At 71.1% G+C, this 15,549-nt stretch carries 12 protein-coding genes; 8 read left to right on the plus strand and 4 right to left on the minus strand.

Annotation, left to right across the window (positions count from 1 at the left end):
- Positions 1-14: 14 nt before the first annotated feature.
- The 4 genes from HGB44_RS10630 (at position 15) to cds1 (ending at position 4,938) form a co-directional block, all read left to right on the plus strand.
- On the plus strand, positions 15-2,495 hold the full coding sequence (locus HGB44_RS10630; protein ID WP_061078928.1) for a DNA gyrase/topoisomerase IV subunit A: 2,481 nt from the start codon (positions 15-17) through the stop codon (positions 2,493-2,495).
- 90 nt (positions 2,496-2,585) lie between these two features.
- The gene (locus HGB44_RS10635; RefSeq protein ID WP_061078927.1) at positions 2,586-3,113 is read left to right on the plus strand and encodes a beta-class carbonic anhydrase; all 528 of its coding nucleotides are present in this window, start codon (positions 2,586-2,588) and stop codon (positions 3,111-3,113) included.
- A gap of 201 nt (positions 3,114-3,314) precedes the next feature.
- Positions 3,315-3,641: a tetratricopeptide repeat protein gene (locus HGB44_RS10640; RefSeq protein WP_017565283.1), complete on the plus strand. Its 327-nt coding sequence runs from the start codon at positions 3,315-3,317 to the stop codon at positions 3,639-3,641.
- 154 nt (positions 3,642-3,795) lie between these two features.
- On the plus strand, positions 3,796-4,938 hold the full coding sequence (gene cds1 / locus HGB44_RS10645) for an L-cysteine desulfhydrase Cds1 (protein WP_061079003.1): 1,143 nt from the start codon (positions 3,796-3,798) through the stop codon (positions 4,936-4,938).
- 9 nt (positions 4,939-4,947) lie between these two features.
- On the opposite strand, the gene HGB44_RS10650 is transcribed toward cds1, so the two are convergent.
- On the minus strand, positions 4,948-7,053 hold the full coding sequence (locus tag HGB44_RS10650) for a DNA gyrase/topoisomerase IV subunit B (RefSeq protein ID WP_061078926.1): 2,106 nt from the start codon (positions 7,051-7,053) through the stop codon (positions 4,948-4,950).
- A 353-nt stretch (positions 7,054-7,406) separates the two neighbouring features.
- On the opposite strand from HGB44_RS10650, the gene HGB44_RS10655 reads away from it, so the two are divergent.
- Positions 7,407-7,625, plus strand: a complete 219-nt coding sequence (locus tag HGB44_RS10655; RefSeq protein WP_013154321.1) for a DUF7455 domain-containing protein — start codon at positions 7,407-7,409, stop codon at positions 7,623-7,625.
- 46 nt (positions 7,626-7,671) lie between these two features.
- Here the strand turns inward: HGB44_RS10655 and HGB44_RS10660 are convergent, their stop codons facing one another.
- Positions 7,672-8,349: a GNAT family N-acetyltransferase gene (locus HGB44_RS10660; RefSeq protein WP_061078925.1), complete on the minus strand. Its 678-nt coding sequence runs from the start codon at positions 8,347-8,349 to the stop codon at positions 7,672-7,674.
- A 174-nt stretch (positions 8,350-8,523) separates the two neighbouring features.
- Here HGB44_RS10660 and HGB44_RS10665 point away from each other — a divergent pair, with 174 nt between their 5' ends.
- A complete protein-coding gene (locus HGB44_RS10665) occupies positions 8,524-9,252 on the plus strand; it encodes a hypothetical protein (RefSeq protein ID WP_061078924.1) in 729 nt (242 codons plus the stop codon).
- 45 nt (positions 9,253-9,297) lie between these two features.
- On the plus strand, positions 9,298-10,038 hold the full coding sequence (gene yaaA, locus HGB44_RS10670; RefSeq protein WP_061078923.1) for a peroxide stress protein YaaA: 741 nt from the start codon (positions 9,298-9,300) through the stop codon (positions 10,036-10,038).
- 451 nt (positions 10,039-10,489) lie between these two features.
- Here yaaA and HGB44_RS10675 read toward each other — a convergent pair whose 3' ends face one another.
- Both HGB44_RS10675 and HGB44_RS10680 read right to left on the minus strand, forming a co-directional pair.
- Positions 10,490-12,190 (minus strand): RNA polymerase sigma factor, encoded by a 1,701-nt coding sequence (locus HGB44_RS10675; RefSeq protein ID WP_082768213.1) that lies wholly within the window; start codon positions 12,188-12,190, stop codon positions 10,490-10,492.
- A 365-nt stretch (positions 12,191-12,555) separates the two neighbouring features.
- Positions 12,556-14,637: a SpoIIE family protein phosphatase gene (locus HGB44_RS10680; RefSeq protein ID WP_061078920.1), complete on the minus strand. Its 2,082-nt coding sequence runs from the start codon at positions 14,635-14,637 to the stop codon at positions 12,556-12,558.
- Between the two features lie 568 nt (positions 14,638-15,205).
- Between HGB44_RS10680 and HGB44_RS10685 the strand changes: the two genes are divergently transcribed.
- Positions 15,206-15,493, plus strand: coding sequence for a hypothetical protein (locus tag HGB44_RS10685; protein ID WP_061078919.1), 288 nt, complete (start codon positions 15,206-15,208; stop codon positions 15,491-15,493).
- The last annotated feature ends 56 nt before the right edge of the window (positions 15,494-15,549 follow it).

Here is a 15,549-nt window from a genome sequence, read left to right on the forward strand (position 1 = left end):
CCAGAATTACGGACATGGCCCGTACTACTTCCCGTCCCCCCGAGGATCTCGCCGAGAAGATCATCGACATCGACGTCTCCGAGGAGATGCGCGGCAGCTTCCTGGAGTACGCCTACTCGGTCATCTACCAACGCGCGCTACCGGACGCGCGCGACGGTATGAAACCGGTGCAACGGCGCATCCTCTACCAGATGAACGAGATGGGGCTGCGGCACGACCGCGGCCACGTCAAGTGCGCCCGCGTCGTCGGGGACGTGATGGGCCGCCTCCACCCCCACGGCGACACCGCCATCTACGACGCGCTCGTGCGCCTGAGCCAGTCCTTCGCCATGCGCGTGCCCCTGGTGGACGGCCACGGCAACTTCGGCTCCCTGGGCGGCGACGACGCACCCGCCGCCATGCGCTACACCGAGGCGCGCCTGGACCGCGCCGCCGAGCAGCTGGTCGCCTCCATCGACGAGAACGTCGTCGACTTCCGGCCCAACTACGACGGCCAGGAGACCGAGCCCGAGGTCCTGCCCGCCGCCTTCCCGAACCTGCTGGTCAACGGCGCCTCCGGCATCGCGGTGGGCATGGCCACCAACATGGCCCCCCACAACCTGGGCGAGGTCGTCGCTGCCGCCCGCCACCTGATCGCCAACCCCGAGGCCACCCTGGAGGAGCTCACCGAGTTCGTACCGGGCCCGGACCTGCCCACCGGCGGCACCATCGTCGGCCTGGACGGCATCCGCGACGCCTACCGCAACGGTCGGGGCACCTTCAAGACCCGCGCCACCGTCGCCATCGAGAAGGTGTCCGCCCGCCGCACGGGCCTGGTGGTCACCGAGCTGCCCTACAGCGTGGGCCCGGAGAAGGTCATCAGCCGGATCAAGGAGCTGGTGCAGTCCAAGAAGCTCCAGGGCATCTCGGACCTGAAGGACCTCACCGACCGCACCCAGGGCCTGCGCCTGGTCATCGAGCTCAAGAACGGCTTCAACCCCGAGGCGGTCCTGGAGGAGCTGTACCGGCTCACGCCGATGGAGGAGTCCTTCGGCATCAACAACGTGGCCCTCGTGGACGGCCAGCCCCAGACGCTGGGCCTGCGCGAGCTCCTCGACGTCTACGTCAACCACCGCATCGACGTGGTGCGCCGCCGCAGCGAGTTCCGCCGCGCCAAGCGCCAGGAACGCCTGCACCTGGTGGACGGCCTGCTCGTGGCCCTGCTGGACATCGACCGGGTCATCTCCCTGATCCGCGAGGCCGAGGACACCGCCGCCGCACGCGAGTCGCTCATGGGCGCCTACGACCTGTCGGAGATCCAGGCCCGCTACATCCTGGAGACGCCGCTGCGGCGCCTGACCCGCTTCGACCGGATGGAGCTGGAGACCGAGCGGGACAAGCTCAACAAGGAGGTCGACGCCCTCACCGCGGTCCTGGAGTCGGACAAGAAGCTGCGCCGCCTGGTCTCCAAGGAGCTGGGCGACGTCGCCAAGGAGTTCGCCACCCCGCGCCGCACGCAGCTGCGCGAGAGCGACGGCGTGGCCCGCAGCGCGGTGATCCCGCTGGAGATGGCCGACAAGCCCTGCCACGTGCTGATGGGCGTGGACGGCGCGATCGGCCGCAGCAAGGGTGCCGCCGTGCCGCGCGTGTACGAGGGTCTGCGCACCCGGCACGACGCGGTCCACGTGTCCGTTCCCACCACCTCGCGCTCCGCCGTCGGCCTGGTCACCGACCTGGGGCGGATGATCCGCGTGCCGGTGGTGGAGCTGCCGGAACTGCCCGACGAGGGCGGGGACAGCCCGCCGCTGGCCTCGGGGCTGGACGTGTCCGAGTTCGTCCAGCTCGACGGGGACGAACGGGTGGTGTCGGTGGTGTCCATGGACGCCTCGGGCCCCGGCTTCGCCCTGGGCACGCGCAGCGGCGTGGTCAAGCGGGTCTCCCCCGACTACCCGCCCAACAAGGACGACTTCGAGGTCATGGCGCTCAAGGACGACGACCGCATCGTGGGCGTCACCCAGCTGTCCACGGGCGAGGAGGACCTGGCCTTCATCACCTCCGAGGCCCAGCTGCTGCGCTTCTCCGCGAGCACCGTGCGGCCCCAGGGGCGGCCCGCGGGCGGCGTGGCGGGCGTGCGCCTGTCGGAGGAGGCGCGGGTGCTGTGGTTCGGCGCCGTGCCCAGCCCGCAGGACTCGGTGGTGGTCACCGTCTCGGGCTCCTCCGGCGCCCTGGACGGCACCCAGGCCGGTTCGGCCAAGGTCACGCCCTTCGAGGCCTATCCGGCCAAGGGCCGCGCCACCGGCGGCGTGCGCTGCCACCGCTACCTCAAGGGCGAGGACACCCTGCTGTTCGGATGGATCGGCCGCTCCCCCGCCCGCGCCGCGCGCGCGGACGGCAAGCCGGTCCGCCTGCCCGACCCGATCGACCGTCGGGACGGGTCGGGTGACGCGCTGCCCCGCGCGATCGTTACTGTAGGTAGCGGACAGACCGACTCCGGGATCACCGTTCCCGGAGCGTAAGCTTGACGCGTCTCGGAGAGCGCCGCGCGCACCGGATCCGCCCGGTGCGCGCGGCGCGTCCGCGACCACGGGACAAGGGAGCGCCTCCACGTGAGCGACAACAGCGGTACCACCCCCTCCGGCGTCTTCGACGACTTCCTAGCCGCCAACGAGGACTACGCCAAGTCCTTCTCCCTCGCCGGGCTCGAACCCGTCGCCGCGCGCGGCCTGGGCCTGGTGACCTGTATGGACTCCAGGATCGAACCCCTGGACCTGCTCGGTTTGAAGCCCGGTGACGCAAAGATCCTGCGCAACGCCGGCGCCCGCGTGACCGACGACACCCTGCGCACCCTGGTGCTGGCGGTGTATCTGCTCGGCGTGGACCGCGTCCTGGTCATGCCGCACACCCGGTGCAAGATGGCCTCCGTGGAGGGCGACGACGTCGTCCACGACCTCATCGAGCAGGAGTACGGGGTGGACACGCGCAGCCTGGAGTTCCACACCGACAACGACCAGCTGGGCGCCCTCCGGCACGATCTGGAGCGCATCCGCCACCACCCGCTGCTGCCCGATGACCTGCCGGTCGCGGGCGCGCTGTACGACGTGGACACCGGCCGGATCACCCTGACGGACCTGTGACCCCTTCCGCCCGGAGGCGGTGACCGCGGTCGGCCGCGTGTGCGCCGCGCGTGCGCGGGGATCTCTTCAACGGGGCTGGAGACGCGGGAGGGTCCGGCGGGCTTCTCCCCGCGCCTCCGCCCCACACGCCCCACCAGGGAATGCGACCGGTACACCGGCCGTTGTGATCCGGGACGGCCCCGCGCCGTCGGAAGGAGCACCGTGGAAGAGAACACCTACGACACCTTCAACCGCGCCCGTATGTTCATGGAACTGGGCGACCCCATCTACGCCGCCCGCACCCTCGAACCGATCGTCGAGGACGAACCCGACAGCCGTTCCCTGCTGGAGCTGCTGGGCCGCGCCTACTTCCACTCCGCACAGCTCAACAAGGCCGAGCGGACCTTCCGCAGGATCATCGAGCTGGACCCGGTGGACAACTGGGCGCACATCGCCCTCGCGCGCACGCTGGAGCGCCAGAGCCGCCATGAGGAGGCGGCCACCTACCGGCGCATGCACGCGGTGATGTCCGGCGGCTCGCTGGACTGAGCGGCCTCCCCCGGCCGGCGCACCCGGCCGGAAGACCCCTCGTCCCGGACCGCTCTCCCGCGGCCCGACCAGCCGGAGATCCCCGACCGAAGCGGAGGCGGGACCGGGCCCCGGGGGGCCCGGTCTCTCCCGTGTGCGGGCTACGCTGCTGGGCATGGCATCCTCACCGACAGGTCCGCGGCCCGGCGACGACACCCCGTGGGTGGACCGGTGCGACGACAGCGCCCGCTCCTGGGCGGACGAGGCGGTACGCAGGGTCGTCGCCGACGCCAACCGCTCGGCCGACACCCACCTGCACGTGTTCCCCCTTCCGCCGGAGTGGGGCATCGACCTGTACCTCAAGGACGAGTCCGTGCACCCCACGGGCAGCCTCAAGCACCGGCTGGCCCGCTCGCTGTTCCTGTACGGGCTGGCCAACGGGTGGATCCGGGAGGGCACCACCATCGTGGAGGCCAGTTCGGGCTCCACCGCGGTGTCGGAGGCCTACTTCGCCCAACTGGTCGGCCTGGACTTCATCACGGTCATCCCGCGCAGGACCAGCCCGGAGAAGATCGCCCTGATCGAGCGCTACGGCGGCAGGTGCCACTTCGTGGACGCCCCGCCCGCGATGTACGCCGAGGCCGAGCGGCTGGCCGCCGAGACCGGCGGGCACTACATGGACCAGTTCACCTACGCCGAGCGGGCCACGGACTGGCGCGGCAACAACAACATCGCCGAGTCGATCTTCGAGCAGCTGGCCATGGAGCGCCACCCGTGCCCGGAGTGGGTCGTGGTGGGCGCGGGCACCGGCGGCACCTCCGCCACCATCGGCCGCTACCTGCGCTACCGCCGCCTCCGCACCCGGCTGGCGGTGGTGGACCCGGAGAACTCGGCGTTCTTCCCCGGCTGGGTCACCGGCGCGTCCGACTACGCCACGGGCATGCCCTCCCGGATCGAGGGAATCGGCCGCCCCCGCATGGAGCCGAGCTTCGTGCCGTCGGTGATCGACCTGATGATGCCGGTGCCCGACGCCGCGAGCATCGCCGCGATGCGCCACCTGCACGACCGCACCGGGCTGTCCGCCGGAGGCTCCACGGGCACCAACCTGTGGGGGGTGTGGCACCTGGTGGCCAGGATGCTCCGTGAGGGACGCAGGGGCAGTGTGGTCACCCTGATCTGCGACGGCGGCGAACGCTACCAGCACAGCTACTACAACGACGCGTGGGTGACGGAGCGGGGCCTGGACCCGACGCCCTACCGCGCGACCATCGACCGGTTCCTCACCGAGGGGGTCTGGGAACCGCCCCAGACCCCCTGAGGGGCCCGGTCAGGCGTCGATGCGGGCCACGTCCAGCTCCTGGGCGCCCTGCTGGATGAAGCGTCGGCGCGGGGCGACCTCGTTGCCCATCAGCAGGTTGAACACGGCCGAGGCCTCCTCGCCCTGCTCCACCCGGATCCGGCGCAGGGTGCGGTGGCGCGGGTCCATGGTGGTCTCGGCCAGCTGGTCGGCGTCCATCTCGCCCAGGCCCTTGTAGCGCTGCACCGGCTCCTTCCAGGAGATCTTGCGCTTCTCCAGGTCCAGCAGCGTGCGGGAGAGCTCGGCGTCGGAGTAGGTGTAGATGTAGCGGTCCTCGGGCTTGCTGCCGCGCTTGCGCCGGGTGTTGGTCAGCTCGATGCGGTGCAGCGGCGGCACGGCCGCGTACACCCGCCCGGCCTCCAGCATCGGCCGCATGTAGCGGTAGATGAGCGTGAGCAGCAGGCAGCGGATGTGCGCGCCGTCCACGTCGGCGTCGGCCATGAGGATGATGCGGCCGTAGCGGGCCGCGTCGATGTCGAAGGTGCGCCCCGAACCGGCGCCGACCACCTGGAGGATGGCCGCGCACTCGGCGTTCTTGAGCATGTCGGTGACCGAGGACTTCTGCACGTTGAGGATCTTTCCCCGGATCGGCAGCAGCGCCTGGAACTCCGAGTCCCGGGCCAGCTTGGCGGTGCCCAGCGCCGAGTCGCCCTCGACGATGAACAGCTCGCTGTGCTCCAGGCCCTCGCTGCGGCAGTCCACGAGCTTGGCGGGCAGCGCCGAGTTCTCCAGGGCGGTCTTGCGCCGCTGGGTCTCGCGCTGCTGGCGCGCGGCCAGGCGGGCCTTGGCGGCGCCGACCACCTTCTCCAGGACGCTGCGCGCCCTGGCCTTCTCCACCTTCTTGGTGGAGGTCAGGAACTCGCGCAGCTCCTTGCCGACCACCTGGGAGACGATCCTGGTCGCCGCGGAGGTCCCGAGGATCTCCTTGGTCTGGCCCTCGAACTGGGGCTCGGGCAGGCGGACGGTGATGACCGCGGTGAGCCCCTCCTGGGTGTCGTCCTTGGTGACGGGGTCGTCGCTGTTCCTCAGCAGCTTGGTGGTGCGCAGCTGCTCGTTGATCACCCGCACCAGGGCCCGCTCGAAGCCGTTGATGTGGGTGCCGCCCTTGGGGGTGGCGATGACGTTGACGAAGGAGCGCACGGTGGTGTCGTAGCCCGTGCCCCAGCGCAGGGCGACGTCCACGTCCAGGCGGCGCTCGACGTCGGCGGGCACCATGTGCCCGGCGTCGTCCAGGACCGGGACGGTCTCGGTGAAGTTGCCGCTGCCCTGGATGCGCAGCACGTCGCTGACCGGCTCGTCGGGGGCCAGGAAGGTGCAGAACTCACCGATGCCGCCGTCGAAGCGGAACTCCTCCTCGTAGGCGGGCTCCCCCTCCACCCGCTCGTCGCGCACGGAGATGGTCAGCCCCGGCACCAGGAACGCGGTCTGGCGGGCCCGGTCCAGGAGCGCCTCGCGGGCGATGTCGGCGTCCTTGAGGAAGATCTGCATGTCCGGCCAGAAGCGGATGCGGGTACCGGTGATCTTCTGGGCCACCTTGCGGACCTGTTCCAGGCCCGAGACGGGCGTGAACTCGGCGTCGGGGCCGGAACCGGCGAAGCGGCCGGGGATGCCCCGGCGGAAGCTGATCGCGTGGGTGCGGCCCTGGCGGTCGACCTCGACGTCCACGCGGGCCGACAGGGCGTTGACCACCGAGGCGCCGACGCCGTGCAGGCCGCCGGAGGCGGTGTAGGAGCCGGAGCCGAACTTGCCTCCCGCGTGGAGCTTGGTCATGACCAGTTCCACACCGGACAGACCGGACTTGGGTTCGGCGTCCACGGGGATGCCGCGTCCGTCGTCGCTCACCGACACGGACCCGTCGGAGTGCAGTGTGACGTCGATCCGGAGACAGAAGCCGCCCAGGGCCTCGTCCACGGAGTTGTCGATGATCTCCCACATGCAGTGGGTGAGGCCGCGGCTGTCGGTGGACCCGATGTACATGCCCGGCCGTTTGCGCACCGCCTCAAGACCTTCGAGGACCGACAGGTGTCGGGCGGAGTAATCCTCGGGGTCGTGGACGGCTGCGGTCAAGGCGGTCACTCGGACATCTCCTGCGTCTTCAGGGCCATCAGGGCGTGTGCGGTGCGTGCCCTTTGTACCGCGCCGCACTGACGATTAGGGGGCGGCGTGCCGGTCGCTTGCTACCGCCGGGACACGGCGGGAGGACGGGGGCCTGCCCCGCGCGAGACTACCACCTCCGGTGGATGCGACCCGGATGCTCCCCTTTTCCTGGGATGCCAGGCCAAGAGGCGGGTACAACAAGGACATGAGACGACATCCAGGCATCAACCAGGCAGATTCCGCTGTCGGCGTACACGGGACCAGGTTGGGAACGTCCTGGTCGGGTTAAATGTTGTCAGAGGTGACTAACGCCGAGTATTGAGGATGGCGAAGTGACTGGAACCCTTGCCCCCACCCAGCCGCTGACGGCTGCTGACCGTTGCGACCGCTGTGGTGCGCAGGCTTACGTCCGGGTGCTGCTGAACTCCGGCGGCGAGCTGCTGTTCTGCGCCCACCACATGCGCAAGCACGACGACTCTCTCCGCAAGATCGCCTCGGACATCCAGGACGAGACCGACAAGCTCACCGAGAGCAAGACGGACGAGCGTTAGCCACAGAGCACAACAGAACAGGCCTGAACACCGGCGGCGGCTCCTCTCAGGAGCCGCCGCCCTCGTGTGCGCCCTCCCACACACGGCTGTGGTAACGGGACACCTCGGCGAACCCCGCGCGCCCGTACAGCCGCAGGGCCGCAGCGTTGTCGGCGACCACGCACAGGTAGGCCCGCCGCGCGCCGCGGTCGTACCCCCAGCGGAGCAGGTCGGCCAGCAGTCCGGCGGCCACACCGCGTCCGCGCGCCGCGGGGTCGGTGAACATGGCGCAGACCGCCACCGACTCCCCGTCCAGCACCGCCGCGCCCCGGCCCAGGCCCCGTTCGGCCACCCCGTAGGCGGCGTCGACCCGGCCGAGGATGCGCGCGACCTCGGGAGCGGGCCACCCTGGCCCGGGCGAGGTGGACACAGAGGACGTGCCCGGAGCCTCGGGGCGCCCGCCGAGGTCGCGGGCCAGGACCAGTGAGGGCTCCACCACCGCGTAGCCGTGCTCGGCCAGCCTCCGGTCGACCTCCTCCTCACCCGGCCACACCTGCACGCAGGGCCTCAACCCGCGCCCGGTGTAGTAGGCGGTGACCTCCGCGACCTGCGCGTCCGGGTCCAGCACGAGCGCGCAGTTGGCGCGCTTGGTGATCCCCTCGGCGAAACCGAACCGCCAGCCGCCGCGCTCCTCCACCTCGAACGGCGGCCAGTCCCGTGTCACCCTCCGCGCCCACTCGTGCACGCCCGCTCCCCTCTCCCGAAGCCGAAGCCGAAGCCGAAGCCGCCGATGCTATCCGCCGGATCCGCGGCTCCCGGAGGCGCGCCCCCGGTACGGGCTCCCTGGGGTGCGAACACCCGGCGGACCGTCGTGGCAGCGTTCCTGACACGGTGTCCTCCCGGTACCGAGGATGACGGCATGCGCTCCACCTACCGAAAGGGCCCTTTCGCGTCCGCTTCCCTGAGGACGGCCCTGCTCCGCGACCTGCCGGGACGGGCCGAGGCCCCTGTGCCCGGCCCCCTCCCCGGCCGCTGGCCGACCGCCGTCTCACTGGCGGCGGCGCCGCTGCTGCTCCTGGCGGGCGAGCTGGCCAAGGCGCCGCACCACTTCTTCTTCCCGGACCAGATCGCGGCGTACTCCAGCGACCCCGGCCGGATGGCCTGGGGGTACGGGCTCTGGTTCGCCGGGCTGCTGTTCCTGGTGCCCGCCTTCGCCGGACTGGCCACCGCGATCGCCAGGACCCGGCCCGCGCTCGGCGCCGCTGCGGGGATCGTGTGCCTGCTCGGCCTGATGGCGGCGGCCTTCTTCGAGGGCGCCAACTTCGTCGCCCTCCAGCTCGCCGGCGCCCGTTCCCCGGAGCTGGCCACCGCGTTCGTCGAGTACCTCTATCCCCGGGCGCACGTGGTGTACGCGCTGGTGTGGGCCCCCAACCTGGGCTGGGTGCTCCTGGCCGCGGGGCTGCTCGCGACCCGCTGCGTGGGCCCGGTCCGCTTCCTGTGCGTCCTGTCGATGGCGCTGCACGCCAACGGCATCCTCAAGGGCTTCAGCCTCGCGGGCACCGCCCTGGACGTCCTGCTGTGCGTCGCCTTCGTCACCCTCGCCGTCCAGGTCCTCCGGCGCCGGACGCCGGCCCCTCCCACGCCCTAGCATGGGCGGGTACCCGACCACCTCCTCCACCTGGGAAGTCCCACCATGCTCATCCTGCTGCCGCCGTCCGAGGGCAAGGCCGCCTCCGGCGAGGGACCCCGTCTCGACCTCGGGACGCTGACCCTTCCGGAGCTGACCGGGGCCCGCGAGCGGGTCATGGCGGCGCTGGCGGACCTGTGCTCGGGTCCCGAGGAGACCGCACTGGGCACCCTGGGGATCAGCGCCAGGCAGGCCGACGCGCTCAAACGCAACCTGGACCTGGCCACCGCGCCGACCCTGCGGGCGGCCGACCTGTACACAGGCGTGCTCTACGACCGGCTCGGCCTCCCCGACATCCCCGACGCCCGGGTCCTGATCTTCTCCGGCCTGTTGGGCGTGGTCGGACCCGCCGACCGGCTGCCCCCGTACCGCCTGTCCATGGGCGTGAAACTACCGCCCCTGGGCGGCCTGGGCGCCTACTGGCGCCGCGCGGCGGCCGCTCCCCTGGACGAGCTCACCGGGGGACAGCTCCTGGTCGACTGCCGCTCGTCCACCTACGCCGCCGCCTACGCTCCGGGCACCGGCGTGGCCGTCAAGGTGCTGCGCGAACGCACGGTGGACGGGGTCGCCAGGCGCACGGTGGTCAGCCACATGGCCAAGGCCACCCGTGGCGACATCGCCCGATCCCTGCTGTTGGAGGGCGTGGACGCCGCCACCCCCGAGGAGCTGGTGTCGGCCCTGCGCGACCTCGGGCACACCGTGGAACTGCCCGACCAGCGCGTCCTGAACGTCGTCGTCCGCGACTGAGGGAGGGCACCGGGGTCGGCACTGGGGGACGGCGCTGGGGAAGAACGGACCCGGACCGCGGCGGCGGGGCCGCGTCCGTTCGCGTGCGCCCGGACGGATCCCTCGGCACACGGAAACGGGGAGCAGCCAGAGGCCACTCCCCGTCACATAACGACTCGGTATCGCGACTTTATGCCGCACCTACAGTACGTGCGGCACGATGGAAACCGTCGGATGGATGACACAGCGCCCGGGAGGACAAGGACGCTCCCGAGCGCGACGGGCACCCCGGAGCACCAACGGGGGCTGCTCCGGCACACGCGGACGTCGCCACAGCCGCGCGGACCTGGGGGCACCGGTCCCGGGTCAGCGCCCCGCCTTCGGGCAGGGGCGCGGACCCGGGACCGGCCCGGTTCTCCTCGGCCGCGGGTCAGCGGTCGCAACCGCCGACCGGCCGACCACCTGGGTGGGCCTAGTCCAGGTAGTCGCGGAGCACCTGCGAACGCGACGGGTGGCGGAGCTTCGACATCGTCTTGCTCTCGATCTGCCGGATGCGCTCACGGGTGACCCCGTAGACCTTGCCGATCTCGTCTAAAGTCTTCGGCTGGCCGTCGGTGAGACCGAAGCGCATGGACACCACGCCCGCCTCGCGCTCGGACAGCGTGTCCAGCACCGAGTGCAGCTGCTCCTGGAGCAGGGTGAAGCTGACCGCCTCGCCCGGCTGGATCGCCTCGGAGTCCTCGATGAGGTCACCGAACTCGCTGTCGCCGTCCTCGCCCAGCGGGGTGTGCAGGGAGATCGGCTCGCGGCCGTACTTCTGCACCTCGACGACCTTCTCGGGGGTCATGTCGAGTTCCCTGGCCAGCTCCTCCGGGGTGGGCTCGCGGCCCAGGTCCTGGAGCATCTGGCGCTGGACGCGGGCCAGCTTGTTGATGACCTCGACCATGTGCACCGGGATGCGGATGGTGCGCGCCTGGTCGGCCATGGCCCGGGTGATCGCCTGGCGGATCCACCACGTGGCGTAGGTCGAGAACTTGAAGCCCTTGGTGTAGTCGAACTTCTCCACCGCGCGGATCAGACCGAGGTTGCCCTCCTGGATCAGGTCCAGGAAGAGCATGCCGCGGCCGGTGTAGCGCTTGGCGAGCGAGACCACGAGCCGGAGGTTGGCCTCCAGCAGGTGCTTCTTGGCGCGGCCGCCGTCCTCGGCGATCCACTCCAGCTCGTCGCGCAGCTCGACGGTGAGGAGTTCGGCCTCCTCGGCCAGCTTCTCCTCGGCGAAGAGACCGGCCTCGATCCGCTTGGCGAGCTCGACCTCCTGCTCGGCGTTGAGCAGCGGGACCTTGCCGATCTGCTTGAGGTAGTCCTTGACCGGGTCCGCCGTCGCACCCGCGGCCACGACCTGCGCCGCGGGGGCGTCGTCATCGTCGTCGTAGAGGACGAAGGACTCGTCCTCGTTGGCGGGCTTGGCCGGGGCGCCCACGGCCTCGGGCTTGGCGGGCTTGAGGTCCTTGTCCGCCGGGTCCGGGGTGTCCTCGACCAGCTCCAGCTCGGCGCCGGTGTGTTCGAGGTCGTCCAGGCCGTCCTCGTCCTCGTCGAACTCGCCGTCCGCCGCGAGTCCGATCTCCTTGGCCGCCGTCTTCTTGGTGGCGGCGGCCTTGAGGCCGGTGGCCTTGGCCGGACCCTTGGCCGCGGTGGTCTTGGCGGCCTTGGTCGCCGCCTTCTTGGGCGCCGCCTTCCTGGCGGGCTTCTTGGCCGCGGGCTTCTTCTCCGCCTTGCCGGCGTCGCCCCCGGCGTCCTCGGCGGAGCCGACCACGGCGGTGACCGTCTCGGTCTGCTCCTGGGCCGCCGCCGCGCGCACGGGCTTGGCGGCCCTGCTCGTCGCGGTGGTCGTGGTGGACCTGGTCGAGGTGGACCGCGTGGCCGCCGCCTTGCGCCGCGGTGCCTTGCGCCGGGAGGAGGCCGACTCGGGAACGAGTACGGTCACGCCCTCCTTCGCGAGGCTGCGGAGCACGGACTGCGCCTGCGACATCGGGATTTCGGCCTCTTCGAAGGCACGGCGCACGTCCTCGGGCTCAAGGAAGCCCTGGGACCGCCCACGCTCGATCAGCTGCTGAATGACGGGCTCTTGCAGTGACTCGGACTGCTTCGAGCGAGTCGAACTGGCAGATGACACAAACACCTCTCGAACGGACGTGTGGCGAGATTGTCGGACCCGGTGGTCCGCCTGGCCGGGACCGGGCACTGCGCCCTCTCCCACCTGCGGCCTGGGATCGTCCCCACTGGGGCGGGGAAGCCGTTGGTCTTTCAAGCGTATGCGCTCTCCAGGGTCGTCCCCGTCCAGCGTATGCGCTCCTGGAGGTCACCCCCGCAGGGATCACCCCCGCATCGCGGGGCGGAACGGCTTCTTCACTGTAGGCAAGGCAATGGACTTGTTCGTACGGTCTGTCATCGGTCTACCGCCGGTCCACCGGCACGGCGCGGACCGGTGCGCACCGGTCCGCCACAGACCGGTGTCCACCAGTTCGCCTCGAACCGGCACTATCGCTCCGACACGGAGTCGATCACCGGAAGCTGGACGGCGAGCAGAGTGACGTCATCGTCCTGCTCATACCCATCGAGCATGCTCTCAACAAGGTACTCCAGCATCTGCTGTGGATCGCCCACCACCTCCGAAGGGGCCGAGGACGCCACGTGGACGAGCTCGTCGAGTCCGGAGTCGACGGACCGTTTGCGGTTCTCAACCAGTCCATCGGAGTACAGGGCGACAGTGTTACCGGGTTGGACGAAGAATTTGTGGTGGCCCCTCGGGGAGCTGACCCCGAGCGGCGTGTCGGGTTCGGTGTCGAGCAGTGACGGCCGCGCGCCGCCCGCCACGACCAGCGGCGGGAGGTGTCCCGCGTTGCTGAGGTCGAGTTGCCCGGTGACCGGGTCGAGCACGAAGTAGACCAGCGTGGTGACCTGGTCCATACCCTCCGTGGCCGAGAACATGCGGTCCAGGCCGGCCAGGACGTCGGCGGGTTCGGGCATGGAGAAGGCCAGGGCTCGCAGCGCGTTGCGGATGCGGCTCATCCCGGCCGCGGCCGGGATGCCCTTGCCCATGACGTCGCCGAGCACCCCCGCGACGCGTCCGTCGGGCAGCGGGAAGGCGTCGTACCAGTCGCCGCCGACCTGCACGTTCTGCGACCCGGACCGGTAGTAGGCGGCCAGGCGCACGCCGCGCACCTCGGGCAGTTCCTCGGGCAGCAGGCTGCGCTGGAGCTCCTCGGCGGTGCTGTGCTCCTGCTCGTAGAGGGTCGCGCGGCCGATGGCCAGCGCGCACTGCCCGGCCAGGGCCTCCAGGAACACGCGCTCGTCGTCGGAGACCTCGCGCGGGGTGGAGAAGGCGAAGCGCAGCGCGCCGATGGGGCGCCCCGCGGCCATCATCGGCAGCGCGATCCAGGCCCGCTCGGGTGTGGATCCGACGAGTTCGTCGACCTCGGGCGCTCCGTCGAACAGCGCGCCCAGCTCGGCCGGGTTGGCGGCCAGGCGGGGCAGCCGGTCGGCGACCGCCAGGGCGGCGATGTCGGGGTGGTCCGCGGGGAAGGAGGATCGGGGCAGCTGGTGGGCGTGCGCGGCGGCGATGGTGCGCAGCCGCAGGCGGTCGCGGTCCAGCAGCACGACGCAGGTGTGGTCGGCCCCCACCCCGGAGCGGCCGATCTCGGACATGGCGTTGACGACCTCGTCTGCGGTGAGCGCCTCGGCCAGGTCGGAGGTGGCCTTCTGGAGGCGGGCGGTGCGCATGGCCGCCTCGCTGAGCTGCTGGTTGAGGCGCTGGCGGAGTTCGTCGGCCTCGCGCTCGTTGGTGATGTCGGCGAGGGTGCCGACCCACTCGGCGGTCCGCTTCCCCTCCATGACCGGGTGGGCCCTGGCCCGGTAGTGGCCGTAGCCGCCCGAGCGGGTGCGCACGCGGAACATGGCGTCGAAGGGGGTGACGTCGAGGACGGAGTCCTCCCAGGCGCGCTCGACGCGGGGACGGTCCTCGGGGTGGAGGGCGTCGAGCCAGCCCCGGCCCAGGTAGTGCTCCAGTTCCTGGCCGGTGACGGCCCGCCACTGGGGGCAGTCCTCGCGGATCTCGCCGCCGGGTCCGGCGGCCCAGACGATCTGGTTGCCCGCCTGGAGCAGGGCGCGCAGCCGCTGCTCGTCGCGGCGCACGGCGGCGCCGTCGTCGACGGGTTCGGCCCCGTCACCGCCGGGGACCGCGATGAGGGCGACGTACTCCTCGTCCGTGCCCGGTTCGGTGACGGGGAACCAGGTCAGGTCCCACATCTGCCCCGCGGGGGTGCGGTGGCGTCCGCGGACGGTCTGCCCCCTCTCGCGTACCTGGGCCAGGCGGGTCCGGTGGTCGGCGGCCGCGTCGCGGTCACCGCTCTCCTCCAGCAGGTCGCCGGGGTCGCGGCCCAGGCACTCGGCGGGGGCGCGTCCCAGGACGTCGGCGGCCAGGCGCTGGTTGATCGTGCCGAGGAGGTCGTCGGGACCGAGCAGCGCGAACCCGATCGGGGAGTCGGCGAGGAGGGACCTGACCGCGTCGGGGAGTTCCGCCCTGCTGACCCGGGGTGGCGGAATGGACGTCTCGGCGCTCAACTGCTCGACACCTCCGGAACCGTCGATTCCCCAGCCGTGTTTCGTTGGGGGGTGCTGCCTGGGCCGCGCGGCCCCTGTCGACCGGCTGCCCATGGCGTGAAAGCCGGAAGTCGCGCGGCGCCGAAGGGGATCGGGGGGCTCCGCGGCTCCCGGGAGTCACGCTCGATGACTCCTCTCGGCCGCTGTCACGGCTCAAGCATAAGACACAGCCGTCCACACGCAACGGCCGTCGTGGAGGGACGCCGCCCGCGGACGTGGAAGGTAAACAATAAGCCACCCGACAGCCGCGTCACAGCGGACGAGGGGTTTCGGCTGCGTGTTTTCCGCCAATTCCCGGCGATGGGCGTTCGCGGGAGGTTTGCGTTCACCACTCGGGGCCAGGGACGTTATGTGCCCGAACACCCTTTTCGCCTTGTTGAGCTGCGGTGATGGTGGTGTTCGAGTAAACAATGCTTCCCAGAGGTTTTATCAACAGCGCGCCGGGAGAGGGGTTGACACTCCGTCCAGAACAAGTGAAATGGGTGGAGGTCACCGTCCAGGCCATCTTCAGCTAGGGGTGTGAGCGAGAATGCTCCAGACCTTCCCGGTCCAGGATCTCAGTCGGATCTCGGCACGGCTCCACGACGAGTTCAGTGCCCTGTCCCACCGATGCGTCGAACGCTGCGTCAGCGACACCTGGAACTGCGTCGAACACCTGGGCATCACGGTCACGCCACACCTGGTCGAGCGGGTCGCCCGCGAGCACCTGGAGGCGATGGTGAACTCCGTGCCGCCCTCCCCGCCGGCCAGGAAGTCGGCGCGCAGGTCGGCCGCGGGCCTGTTCGGCGGCCACCGGGGCCTACCGAAACCGCGCTGAACCCGACAGTCGCCGAGAGTCGCGCGGCCTCCCCGACGGGAGCCGCGCCCCGGTCG

This window comes from Nocardiopsis alborubida (assembly GCF_012396365.1).
In the GTDB taxonomy this organism is placed as follows: domain Bacteria; phylum Actinomycetota; class Actinomycetes; order Streptosporangiales; family Streptosporangiaceae; genus Nocardiopsis; species Nocardiopsis alborubida.